At 68.0% G+C, this 10,906-nt stretch carries 9 protein-coding genes; 1 reads left to right on the top strand and 8 read right to left on the bottom strand.

Features of this window, described 5'->3' with window-relative positions; genetic code table 11:
- Nucleotides 1–343: 343 nt before the first annotated feature.
- Nucleotides 344–1,690 carry an NAD(P)/FAD-dependent oxidoreductase gene (locus ACFVM3_RS14055; RefSeq protein ID WP_378438655.1) on the bottom strand — a complete coding sequence of 449 codons (1,347 nt, stop codon included), beginning with the start codon at nucleotides 1,688–1,690 and terminating at the stop codon, nucleotides 344–346.
- Nucleotides 1,687–2,382: a transporter gene (locus ACFVM3_RS14050; protein ID WP_378438653.1), complete on the bottom strand. Its 696-nt coding sequence runs from the start codon at nucleotides 2,380–2,382 to the stop codon at nucleotides 1,687–1,689. The genes ACFVM3_RS14055 and ACFVM3_RS14050 overlap by 4 nt, the downstream gene beginning before the upstream one ends.
- 150 nt (nucleotides 2,383–2,532) lie before the next feature.
- Here ACFVM3_RS14050 and ACFVM3_RS14045 point away from each other — a divergent pair, with 150 nt between their 5' ends.
- The gene (locus tag ACFVM3_RS14045; RefSeq protein WP_378438651.1) at nucleotides 2,533–3,141 is read left to right on the top strand and encodes a TetR/AcrR family transcriptional regulator; all 609 of its coding nucleotides are present in this window, start codon (nucleotides 2,533–2,535) and stop codon (nucleotides 3,139–3,141) included.
- A gap of 7 nt (nucleotides 3,142–3,148) precedes the next feature.
- Here ACFVM3_RS14045 and ACFVM3_RS14040 read toward each other — a convergent pair whose 3' ends face one another.
- Genes ACFVM3_RS14040 through ACFVM3_RS14015 form a run of 6 tightly spaced genes read right to left on the bottom strand, consistent with a single transcriptional unit; the run spans nucleotide 3,149 to nucleotide 10,777 of the window.
- Nucleotides 3,149–4,603 carry an aldehyde dehydrogenase family protein gene (locus ACFVM3_RS14040; protein ID WP_378438649.1) on the bottom strand — a complete coding sequence of 485 codons (1,455 nt, stop codon included), beginning with the start codon at nucleotides 4,601–4,603 and terminating at the stop codon, nucleotides 3,149–3,151.
- Between the two features lie 20 nt (nucleotides 4,604–4,623).
- Nucleotides 4,624–5,721, bottom strand: a complete 1,098-nt coding sequence (locus tag ACFVM3_RS14035) for a Zn-dependent alcohol dehydrogenase (RefSeq protein WP_378438647.1) — start codon at nucleotides 5,719–5,721, stop codon at nucleotides 4,624–4,626.
- Nucleotides 5,718–8,054 carry an AMP-binding protein gene (locus ACFVM3_RS14030; RefSeq protein WP_378438645.1) on the bottom strand — a complete coding sequence of 779 codons (2,337 nt, stop codon included), beginning with the start codon at nucleotides 8,052–8,054 and terminating at the stop codon, nucleotides 5,718–5,720. The genes ACFVM3_RS14035 and ACFVM3_RS14030 overlap by 4 nt, the downstream gene beginning before the upstream one ends.
- Nucleotides 8,051–8,806 carry a gamma-glutamyl-gamma-aminobutyrate hydrolase family protein gene (locus tag ACFVM3_RS14025; protein WP_378438643.1) on the bottom strand — a complete coding sequence of 252 codons (756 nt, stop codon included), beginning with the start codon at nucleotides 8,804–8,806 and terminating at the stop codon, nucleotides 8,051–8,053. Before ACFVM3_RS14025 ends, ACFVM3_RS14030 begins: the two co-directional genes overlap by 4 nt.
- Nucleotides 8,803–10,134 (bottom strand): glutamine synthetase family protein, encoded by a 1,332-nt coding sequence (locus tag ACFVM3_RS14020; protein WP_378438641.1) that lies wholly within the window; start codon nucleotides 10,132–10,134, stop codon nucleotides 8,803–8,805. The genes ACFVM3_RS14025 and ACFVM3_RS14020 overlap by 4 nt, the downstream gene beginning before the upstream one ends.
- Complete coding sequence (locus ACFVM3_RS14015; RefSeq protein ID WP_378438639.1) at nucleotides 10,127–10,777, bottom strand: hypothetical protein; 651 nt, start codon at nucleotides 10,775–10,777, stop codon at nucleotides 10,127–10,129. Before ACFVM3_RS14015 ends, ACFVM3_RS14020 begins: the two co-directional genes overlap by 8 nt.
- Between the last annotated feature and the right edge of the window lie 129 nt (nucleotides 10,778–10,906).

Raw genomic sequence — 10,906 nt, 5'->3', positions numbered from 1 at the left:
GCGTTGGCAAACCCATTTGCCCACATTTTGTCGGGCGAAATTGGGGTTCCCCCAACACGCCACCTCAGCCGTAAGCCGCCCAAGCGTCCCTTGTGGACACAACGCGCAGTCGGGCTGACGGCACAGCACCGATGTCTGCCCAGGTGGACCCGCGGGCTGGCCGCGGGTGCGGCGCTGGTCGCTCCCAGTGGACGACCGTGCGGACCCAGTTCGACACCGACCGTGCCGACGAGCATCACTTTCCCCACCCCTGGGCACGGGAACCGCCTGCCGTCTCTCGCCACCGGACGACGAGACATTTGCACCAGAGCGGAAACCCGCAGGCAGGAGCGTCCGTACACGTTCAGGTCACGGGCGCCGATCCGCGCCGGGCGTTGCGACGGCTTCCGTTGACGAAGTCGTTGAACCGGTCGACGGTCCAGATGGTGCGAAGTCCCCACGGGCTCATCATCATCGGGCGCGGGAACTTGGGCTTCTTCACCCACAGCCCCGCCAAGTCCTCGTGTCGTTCGCCGTCGACGAGCAGATCGGCGATGAGGGAGCCGGTATAGGGCGCTTGCGCCAGACCGTGGCCGTTGCAGGCGATCGAGTAGTAGACGTTCTCGTCGAGCTGTCCGGCGAGAGGCAGCCAGGACGAGGTGATCGCGATCCATCCGCCCCACGCCCGCTCGATCGCGACGTCGGACAGCGCCGGGAACCGGGTCGCGAAGGCTCCGGCGAGTTCTTCGACGAGCGCGGGGTCCGGTTCCTTTCGCGGAAGCGGGTACTTACCGCCGCGTTCGAGCCGCCGGACGCCGAAAACGACGGTATCACGCGCTGTCAGGCGGTAGTTCTCCATGATGTTGTGCTGGGTGACGAGTCCCGAGCGGCTGGTCCAGCCCAGTGCCGCCAATCGGGCGGGGTCGATGGGTTCGGTCTCCACCTCGATGACCCAGATGGGCACGGAAAGCCGCGGTGGCGTGATATCCCACTCTCCCGCGTGGGCGTTCGTCGCCAGAACGACCTTGTTCGCCCGCACTTCACCGCGGGGGGTGCTGATGACCAACTTGCCGCGGTCGCGCGCGACGCCGGTGACCTTCGTCCGCTCGAAGACCCGCGCGGACGTGCTGAGCAGCACGCTTCGCAGGCCCAAGGTGAATCGGCCGGGATTCATGATCCCGCCGACGTTTTCACGCATACCACCGAGGAAACCGCGGGGAATTCCCAGCTCCTCGCTCGTGCCCCGTTCCACGTCGGCGCCGAGGCGCCGGAGGATCCTGGTCACCCGGCGCACCCGGCCGAGCTGCCCGCGAGACACCGCCGCGAAGACGTTGCCCGTCCGCTCGTAGTCGCAGTCGATGCCGTACTTGTCGATGAGGTCCTCGACATGGTGCGCGGCATGCTCGGCGAACCGGACCATCCCGGGCATCTTCTTGCGGTAGAGCAGATCGAGGAGTTGAAGATCCCCTCCTGGAGCACCCGCCACTTGCCCGGCGTTGCGGGAACTGGCGCCGTGCCCGCAGAATTCGGCCTCCAGCAGCACCACGCCCTGGCCGCGTTCGGCCAGCCGCAGCGCCGTCGACATACCGCCGAGGCCACCACCGACGACCGCGACGTCGCAGGCGAGGTTCTCGGCCAGGGAAGGGAGAACGTCCGCGGGCGGATCGACCCAGCCGCTGAAGGCGCGGTACTCCACGTTGCCTGTCTTCATCCTTCGGCTCCCTGCAACGCCGTGTTCGGACGATGCCGGCTCGCCACGTCGTCGTGGTCGTGCAACGCGCGGTAGGCGAAGTAGTACACGAACATCTGGAATCCCCAGGTGGCCAGCGCCGCGCTGTAGAAGAGCGTCCGGTGCGCGTCGTCGCCCGGGATCGGGAAGAAGTCGTACGTGATCGCGATGACGGCACCCGCGATGGTGACCAACGCCGCGCCCAGCGCCTGCCTCTTGGCGCCGATGCGCCAGAGCCGCCAGACGAAGTAGGCGAGGAAGATCGTCGTGAGCACGTTGACCACGACGTAGAACGTCGCCGGGCCGACGTGCAGCTTGTCGGCGCGGAACTGCTGGAGGTACAGCCCGGCGACGGCGGCCAGTGCGAACACGCCGATATCGACCGCGACGGACGGCTTGTAGCGATGCGTCACGCGCATCAGCCCCATGACGAGGATGAGGGTGATGCCGACCGATCGCGAGAAGGCGTCGAAGAAATACGCGATGCTGTACAGAAAGCTGTCCTCGTCTCCGCCGAGGAGTGCCCAGAGGAGGAAGTTCGAGCCCGAAGTGGCGACGATCATCCATTCCAGGCCGAGAAGGTAGTTGCCGTAGCGCCGGATGAATTTCCAGCCGAAGAAGAAGCCGGCGAAGATCATCCAGAGATCGGCCAGCATGAAGAGCAGGTCCTTCATGTCCTTGATTCCTTCGCTGAAGGCGGTGTGATCCGGCCCATAGCGTACGCCGGACTTAGCCATCCGATCAAGTCGCTTGACTAAGACATTCGGCTGCTAGGCTGGCGTTGACTTGATCAAGCGTCCAACTACGTGCACCGGGAGGATTTCGTGCCACGGATCTCCGCCGCCCAACGGCGCAGCGACTTCATCAAGGCCGCGGTGGAGGTCATCGCGACCCACGGCATCGAAGGCGCGACGACCAGGCGGATCGCCGAGGAGGCCAAGGCGAACCTCGCGATGCTGCACTACTGCTACGACTCCAAAGAGGACCTCTTCGCCGATGTCTACGAGTTCGTGGCGAGCAGGTACCGCGATGTACTCGAAGACAACGACTCCCCCGGCGACGTGGCGGAGACGGCTCGACGGCTCCTGCGCGGAGTCATGGAGTGCTATCTCGAGTCGGCCAGCTTCACCGCGGCGACGGTGGAACTCATCAGCTGGGCACGGCGCCAGCACGGAGACCGCGGTATCGCGGTGTACGACAAGGCCCTCGAGACGGTGCGCAGCGCGCTGCGAGCCGCCGGTTCGGACCATCCGATCGAACCGGAGATCGTCGAGGAGATCGCCTTCGTCATCGCCGCCTTGGCCGACGGTTTCGCCGCGAACTGGCTGACCTACGGGGATCGATCCGCCGCACTGGGCCAGATGGAGCTCGCCACCTCGGTTCTCGACAGCTGGCTCACGGCCCGGCTCGGCTCCACGCCCGTGGCTACCTGACCGGGCGTCACAACGGCAGTTCGGGTGAGTCGACACCGACGACCCGGTCACCGCAGAACACACGCACCGACTCGGCAGGCCCGTGGCCGCCGATGCCTGCCGGACCCCAGAAGCTCTGAGCCGACTCGTCACCGAGGTCGGCGATCTTGGCGCCGTTGACCCGCACCTCACCGGACAGGATGCGAGCGCCGACGTCGATCGCGCGATCGGTGTCGGCGCCGAATACGTAGGCGTCGAGCCCCGACGGGCAGGCATTGGCGATCCGCAACGCTTGCTCGTCAGAGTCCACGGCGTGCAGCGAAACGACCGGGCCGAACAGTTCGGCGGTGGCCCGAGTGGGGTCGGCGCCGACGGCGATGGTCGGCGACAGGAAGTAGCCGCCGAGTTCGGGCAGCCGGGCGGGCCGATGAAGGGTCGCTCCGAGGTCACGCAGTCCCTCGATCCTGTTCTTGAGGGTCTCGAAATGCGGGGCGTTGGAGAGAGGACCGAGCTGGACGTCCTCGTCGAGGGAGTGGCCGACGACGAGCTTGGCGATCCGCTCGGTCAACGCCTCGAGAAGGGGGCCGACCAGGTTGTGATGCGCGAGGATCTTGCCCGGTCCCTCACACCATTGACCGTTGAGCTTGGTCATCCCGTCGACGATGCCGTCCGCGGTGACGTCGAGATCGGCATCGTCGAGCACGAGCACCGGATTGTTTCCGCCGAGCTCCAACTGCAAGACCTTGAAATCCTCCGCGCCCGCCCGCGCGATGGCGCGCCCGGCGGCGGGTCCGCCGGTGAACGAGACGATCTTGACGCGAGGGTCGCCGGTCAGCCTGGCGCCGACGTCGCCGGCACCGTGCACGAGCTGTAGCGCGCCGCTGGGCAGACCCGCTTCGAGGAAGGACTCGACGATGAGCTGCGCGCTGCCGGGCGCGTGCTCCGAAGGCTTCAGGATGACGGGACAGCCCGCGGCTATCGCGCTGGAGATCTTGGCCGCGGGAATGAAACTCGGCCCGTTCCACGGCGTGAGGATCGCGGCGGGGCCCCACGGCACCTTGTAGAGGCGGACGTCCCGGCCGCCGGCCGCCAGCGCGGTGACGCGCGGGATGGTCACCAGATCCGCCGCCGACGCACGGATCCTCGCGGGCAGGAAGGCCGCGACCTTGCGCGTGACGCTGATCGGTGTGCCGCTGGTCAGCGAGTCCGTGCGGGCGATGTCTTCGGCACGGCTCTCGACGATGTCGGCGACTCGCTCCAGCAGGCCGGCGCGCTCACGGCGGGCGTCCTCGTCCCAGCGGCCGACGTCGTACACGCGCTCCGCGTGCCGCAGCGCGCGCTCGACATCGTCGGGTGCCGTCGTGACGGAACGATGGACTGGTTCGCGCGTGTTGGGGTCGACGTTCCACGCGTCGGGGACCGTCTCGCCTTCGCTCCAGGCGTCGGCGATGTAGTTCACCGGCCGGGGAATCTCGTTGCTCATCTTCACGTTTCCTTCGTCGCTCAGGTTTGGAGATCGACGACGACGCGGGTCACGTCGCCGGATTTCATCGCCTCGAAGCCTTCGTTGATCTCGCCGAAGGGGAGGACGCGCGTGACCATCTCGTCGAGCAGCAGGCGTCCCTGCTGATACAGGCGGGCGAACTGGACGATGTCCTGCCGTGCCTGGCCCGAGCCCATGTAGGAGCCGATGAGCCGCTTCTCCTCGAAGAAGAAGTCCGATGCGGGGATGCTGAGTTCGGTGCCTCCGGGGGCGATCCCGACCAGGCACGCGGTCCCGGTCGGGCGCACGAGGGCCAGCGCCGTCGCCGCGGTGCGGGCCGAGCCGACCGCTTCGAAGGCGTAGTCCACTCCGCCACCCAGTTGGCGATGGAGTTCCGCGACCAGGTCCTCGTCCCCGCCGTTGATGACGTGGGTGGCGCCGTAGCCGCGCGCGGCCTTGAGCCGGGCGTCGTCCAGGTCGATCGCGACGATGGCCGAGGCACCGGCGAGCCTGGCGCCCTGGATGATGGCCGACCCGACACCGCCGCAGCCGATGACCGCGACCGTGCTGCCCGGTCGCACGCGGGCGCAGCGGAAGACGGCGCCGACACCGGTGATCACGCAGCAGGCCAGAAGGCAGCCGACGTGGAGTGGAACGTCGTCGGGGAGCTTCACCAGCGAGTTCTCGCGCATGAGGACGTGCCGGGAGAACGCCCCGATGTCGCCGAGCCGCTCGATCGGCTCGCCGTCCGTGGTCTGGAACGCGGGCCGGGGGCGGCGGCGGATCTCCTCCACCCGCCCGCACTGGGTCGACCGTCCCGCTTCACAGTTCACGCAGCGGCCGCACGACGGTGTCAGCGCGCCGACCACGCGGTCGCCGGGCCGCAACCCGGACACCTGCGCACCGACCGCCTCGACCACACCCGCCACCTCGTGGCCGACCACGACCGGTAGCGCGGTCGGCACCGTTCCGGTCATGTAGTGCAGGTCGCTGTGGCACAGCCCCACGTTCGTGACCGCGACCCGCACCTCGTGCGGCTCCGGGTCGTCCACCCGGATGACGGTCAGTTCGAGCGGTTCGCCGACGGCGGTCAGCACCGCGGCCTGGGTTTCGATCATGGCGAGGTCTCCTTTTCGGCTCCTGTGGTGTCCTTTGCGGACAGAAAGGCCCGGATGCCCGCGGTCAGGGCCCCGCTCTCCCACGCCTCGGCCGCGGCGAGGTCTTCACGGGTGAAGGCGGCTTCGACGTCCTCTGCTTGCGGGCGCAGGAGCGCGAGGTGCAGGGCCGTCGTGTTCCCCTCGGGCGTCCACTCGATGACGGTGTCGACAGCGCGGCCGATCAGGGCGCCGGGCTCGACGATCTCGTCGAGCAGGCCGATCCGGAGGGCTTCGTCGGCCCGGACACGCGGAGAGCCGAGCACCACGCGCATCGCGTGGTTTCCGACGAGCCGTCTCAACAGCACGCTGGACGCGTTCGAGATCGTGATGCCCCGGCTGTTTTCCGGTTGGAAGTACTCGGTTTCCGGGGTGCCGATGCGGGTGTCGCAGCACAGGGTGATCTCCGACGCTCCCCCGACCGCGATTCCGTTGACGGCCGCGATCACGGGCACCCGCGTCTCCAGAATCGCCCTGGTGATGTCGTGGAAACTCGCGAACGCCTCACGCATCCCGCTTTCGGTGGACGGCGCGCTCTGGAGATCCTCGCCCGCGGAGAAGGCACGGCCTTCGCCGGTGAGCACGATCCCGCGCACCCTTTCGCCCGTACCGAATTCGCGGATGACGGCCGCCAGCCGCCGCCGGGTGGCGACGTCCAGGGCGTTGAGCTTCTCGGGGCGCCGGAGGGTCAGCACCGCTACGTCCCGGATGACGTCGACGCCCAGGAATCCCCGTCGCGCGCCGAGGTCGTAGGTCACGCCGGGATCGTTCACGGCTCGGGCCTTGAGGGCCGGTTTGGCGATGCGTTCGGACGGAGTGCGCGGGAAATCGGTGACGAATTCGAGGTAGCGCGGCACTTTGAAGCGCGCGAGTTCCTTGCCCGCCCGCTCGACGATCCGCTCGGCCGTCGCACGATCCGGCCGCACGCCCGCGGCCAACTGGACGAAAGCCTTGACCTCCTCGCCGAGGGTCTCGTCGGGCTCGGCGACGACAGCGGCCGAGACCACCAGGTCGTCTCGCTCCAGGGCGGCTTCGACCTCGACGCTCGCGACGTTCTCGCCACCGCGCCGCACCATGTCCTTGATCCGGCCGACCAGCCGGATTCCGCCGTCCGGACGGCGGACGACGACATCGCCGGTGTGGAGCCAGCCGCTCCGCAACACCCGGGCGGTGTCCTCCTGGCGGTTCCAGTAGCCGTTCATCATCGGCGTGCCCGCGATGATCAGCTCACCGGCCTCACCGTCGGGTACGTCGATGCCGTCAGGGTCGACGACGCGGACCTGTTTCGTCGGTACCGGCCGTCCCAGGCTTCCGCTTCCCACCGCGCCGGCGTCGCCGAAGGGGCTGAACAGGTCGATCCCGGACTCGGTCATCCCGTAGACCTCTCGCCACGGCGCACCCCAGCGCTCTTCCAGCCGGGCGTGAAGCCCGGCCGGGATGCCGGAGCAGAACACGAGGCGGAGGTCGTTGTCGCGGTCTTCAGGTGCAGAAGGTTGCTTGAACAGCAGCGTCGGCATGGAACCGAGGACGTAGAAGAAGGTCGCGCGGTGCCGTCGTACGTCCGCCATGAAGGTCGACGCCGAGAACCGGGGCAGTACGACCAGTGGAGCGCCGACCGTGAGCGCCAGCGCGGTGTTCCACTGTGGATCCATATACGAAAACGGTTGCGCCGTAAGAAGAACATCATCAGGTCCGAGCCCGGTCGCCGACGCGCAGAGCCAGCCCAGCCGGACCCAGTAGTCGTGGGTGAGCATGCACGCCTTGGGAAAACCGGTCGTACCCGACGTGTACTGCAGGTTCGCGAGTGCCCCGCGGTCGATCGGCACCGCCGGAGGCGTCGCCGGAAACGGCTCCGCTCCGTCGTCGGCGACATCGACGACACGGATGTCCTCACCGGCGACGACCCCCGCGATCAGCTCCGAGCGGTCGGCGTCGGTGAACACGACGCGTGCCCCGGAGTCCCGCAGCACGAAGTCGAGGTCGGCACGCTGGTACGAACTGTTGATCGGTACCGCGATCGCACCGGCCTTCAGCGCGGCGAGCCACACCACGGGCCAGTGCACGACGTTCGGGAGCATGATCGCGACCCGGTCGCCCGGCCGGACCCCGTCGCCCTCGATCAGCCGGTGCGCCAGCCTGGAGGTCCATCCGTCGATTTCGGCGAAGGTCCACGACCACTCCCCGAACCGCAGGAATTCCCGCTCCGGCGACTCCTTCGCGCGCCGCGACAGCAATTCCGTCAGTGTCGGGACGGCGGGGTCATCGCCCGCCTGTTCGGGCTTCACGACCGGGGTCATGACAAGCTCCTTCGCCTCGCGGCCTGGACGATCCACGTCATCGCCGGGTCCTCGCTCTTCATCCACTCCGGGTGCCACTGGACGCCGAGCACCGGTGCGCCAGGGAGCTCGACCGTTTCGATCACGCCATCGCTCGTCCGCCCGGTCACGACCAGGCCGGTACCGCAGCGGTCGACGGCCTGGTGGTGCCACGAGTTCGTCATCGCGTGCTCGCCGAACAAGCCGGCGGCGAGCGAGCCTTTTTCAAAGGAGACAAGGTGATCGGCGGTGCCGTCGGTCGGCGCGGCCTCCGCCGACAGGTGACTCACCGGCCCGGCTGGCAGATCGGCGACGAGGGTGCCGCCGAGCGCGACGTTGAGCACCTGCATCCCCCGGCACACCCCGAGCACCGGAATCCCCTGCTCCAGGGCGGCACGGACGAGCGCGATCTCGTACTCGTCCCGGGCCGCGTCGTGGACCATCGGGTCGGTTCGCGGATCGACGTCGCGGACGACACCCGGGTCGCCACCCCAGAACGCCGGGTGGACGTCTTGCCCACCGGTGATCACCACCCCGGACAGCCACTGACAGATCGCCGTCGCCTCGGCGTCGTAGGAGAGCTGCACCGGAAGTCCACCAGCCTGCGCGATCCGGGTCGCGAAGTCCGACATAGAGCTGTCCAGGCAACGGTCTCCGTACCGCTCGTCGGCTCCCTTGATCAGCTCCAGCCGGAACCGCCTGCCGGTGATGCCGATCAGCGGACGCGCGCTCACGGGAACTCGAAGTAACGGGTGGACTCCCACTGGGAGAGTTCGGCGAACGGGTCGCCGCCTTTGGTGTGGAACTCCATCCACTCCCATCGCCGTGACGCGACCCAGAAGTCCACGAACTCGTCACCGAGGTACTCGCGCAGAAGCGGATCCGCGTCCAGGGCCGCGCCCGCCTTCGACATCGTGTCGGGAATCCGGGGCACGCCGGCGTTGTCGGGCAGGCACCACGCCATGTCCGTCACCTGCTCCGGTGGCTCGATCTCCCGCTCGACGCCGGCCAGCACCCCGGCGAGGACTCCGGCCAGCGCGAGATAGGGATTGACGTCCGCACCCGGAAGCCGGTACTCGAGGCGCGAGTACTTCGGGTGACCGGTGATGGCACGCACCGCGGCGGTCTTGTTGTCGACGCCCCAGCTCACGGTGGTGGGCGGACCGGTGAAATCCACCAGCCGCCGGTAGGACGTGATCTGCGGCAACGCCAGCGAGGTGTTGCCCTCCATCGTCGCCAGCAGTCCGCCGACCGCGTGCCGCATCAGCCGGGACGGGCCGTCTTCGGCGAAGAACCGGTTCACTCCGTCGCTCTGGAGCGACAGGTTGAGGTGGGCGCCTTGCCCGTAACCTGCCGTCGGCTTGGCCATGAAGGTCACCGTGTGGCCCTGTTCGAACGCGACCTCACGCATGATCTGCCGGGTCCGCGCCCAGGAGTCACCCAGGGTGACCGGATCCCCCGGCGCCAGATTCAGCTCCGTCTGCCCGGCGGCGGCCTCGTCGGTCCATGCCTCCCAAGCGATGCCGACCCGATCGAGGCGGACGGCGACCGCTTCCATGTAGTCGACCCAGTCCTTGGACCTCGCCAGGTGGTACGTGGCTCCCGTGCCGCCGCCCAGCGGTGTCAGGTCGCGGTACCCGAGTTTTCGTGCCTCTTGAACGGATTCCTCGAACAGGGTCGCTTCGATCTCCACGGCGATGGTCGCGGTGTACCCGAGCACCGCCAGCCGGGCCACCAGCTTCCGCACGAGGTTCCGCGGGCAGATCGGCACGGGCGTGCCGTCCTTCAGCCAATAGTCGCCGATGACCGAGTCCAGCCCCGGCTTCCACTCGACGAAGGTCGACAGGTCGGGAACCATCTGGATGTCGTGGAGATTCCCGCGCCAGTCCGGGAAAGCATCGCCGAGGACGATCTCGTTGCCGAGATCGATCGCGAACAGGATGTCGGCGAAGGCGAAGCCGGTTTCCTTGCCGGAGGCGAATTTCGTGCTCGACACGTGCTTGCCGAGGAAGCTTCCGTCGTGGTTCGTCGCCTCGAGGCGGACAGCGCGTGGATCAGACATCGAAGCGAACCCTCCAGGAAGCGGCCGTCATGACCGACAGCTGCGACAACGTGCCCTTGACCCGGAGACCGGCTCCCAAGGAGGCGGCGAAATCGTCCGCGCCACTGAAGACACCGGCGAGCAGGTCGGACGGCCCCGCCATCAGGTACTCGGTCGCCCCGTCTCCGAAGCGGGCCCGCTCCCGGCTGGCGGCTTCGACGATCAGCACTTCGGGAATACCGGGTATTTCCCTTGTCACCGCCCAGAAATGCCGGGCCGCCTCGCGCCAGTGCGGTAGCGGCGGCGCCAACGCGCGCAAGATGCCGTCGGCCAGGACGACATCGCCGTCAGGCTCTCCCACAGCGGCGAAGCGTGCCCGCAGATCGACGACTACCGTCGCGCCGGGTTCGATCACGACCCCGCCGGTCACCGCGATCGTCTTGCCACCGAAGGAAATCGTCGCGGCCTGTGGGGTGTCGTGGGAGCGGACGGCCACGGTGCCGACCGTTCGGCCCAAGACCTCCTGCGCGTGACCGGTTCGCACTGAATCACGCAAGGTGCGCCCGATCAGCCGGACGACCGGACTCGCGTCGTCCTCGATCGTGATGGGGAAGGCCGAGCACTCCCTCACGGGGACCTCGGGGAACGTCATGATCTCGGCCATCAGCGGGCCCTTCCGATTTTGGCGAGTTAGTCAAATGACTCGATCAATTGACGAAGATGATGGGCGCACCGGTGCGCCTTGTCAACAGACCCGTTCGGGCACCGCCTCTTGACGAGGGACGGAAGTTGC

Source organism: Amycolatopsis sp. NPDC057786 (genome assembly GCF_042797905.1).
Taxonomy (GTDB): domain Bacteria; phylum Actinomycetota; class Actinomycetes; order Mycobacteriales; family Pseudonocardiaceae; genus Amycolatopsis.
The sequence above is the reverse complement of the archived record's forward strand: the minus strand, read 5'-3'. Positions and strand labels throughout refer to the sequence as shown.

Coding starts and splice junctions, on each gene's coding strand:
- ACFVM3_RS14030 (WP_378438645.1), bottom strand. CDS start 8,054: ATGACCCCGGTCGTGAAGCCCGAACAGGCGGGCGATGACCCCGCCGTC.
- ACFVM3_RS14035 (WP_378438647.1), bottom strand. CDS start 5,721: ATGATCGAAACCCAGGCCGCGGTGCTGACCGCCGTCGGCGAACCGCTC.
- ACFVM3_RS14055 (WP_378438655.1), bottom strand. CDS start 1,690: ATGAAGACAGGCAACGTGGAGTACCGCGCCTTCAGCGGCTGGGTCGAT.
- ACFVM3_RS14020 (WP_378438641.1), bottom strand. CDS start 10,134: ATGTCTGATCCACGCGCTGTCCGCCTCGAGGCGACGAACCACGACGGA.
- ACFVM3_RS14015 (WP_378438639.1), bottom strand. CDS start 10,777: ATGGCCGAGATCATGACGTTCCCCGAGGTCCCCGTGAGGGAGTGCTCG.
- ACFVM3_RS14050 (WP_378438653.1), bottom strand. CDS start 2,382: ATGAAGGACCTGCTCTTCATGCTGGCCGATCTCTGGATGATCTTCGCC.
- ACFVM3_RS14040 (WP_378438649.1), bottom strand. CDS start 4,603: ATGAGCAACGAGATTCCCCGGCCGGTGAACTACATCGCCGACGCCTGG.